Raw genomic sequence first — 359 nt, forward strand, 5'->3', positions numbered from 1 at the left:
CATCAAATGTGAAGATGATTTAGATAGAGAAATTAAACGTGCCAATCAGCAAATCAAAACCCTGAAAACGAAGGCCAAACGTTGCCGTGGCACCTTAGAGGACAAGCTGGCCATCAATGAAGAAGCTAAGAAAGCCCAAGAGGTCAGCTATCAGTTGCGCGCGAATTATTTCTACATTCAAGATCAAGTCAGAGACGCACAACTTGCACAATTTGAATGTACAGTGGAGGCATAACATGAGCTTTACAATACTAACGGATGACGGACAAATCACCCAAGAGGATGCACAGCAGATTCTATGTACTGATAATCCTCATAAAATGGTTCGTGCAAACCTTTTCATCGAGACTGGGTACGTA

Annotated in this window: 1 protein-coding gene; it reads left to right on the plus strand. The window is 42.3% G+C overall.

Going from position 1 to position 359, the window contains the following annotated elements; genetic code table 11:
* Window positions 1-235, plus strand: a 235-nt coding sequence (locus tag AB4585_RS29125) for a hypothetical protein (RefSeq protein WP_372172290.1), incomplete at its 5' end; no start/stop codon positions are given.
* Window positions 236-359 lie beyond the last annotated feature (124 nt).

This window comes from Vibrio sp. 10N.222.49.C9, assembly GCF_041474985.1.
Taxonomy (GTDB): Bacteria; Pseudomonadota; Gammaproteobacteria; order Enterobacterales; family Vibrionaceae; genus Vibrio; species Vibrio crassostreae_C.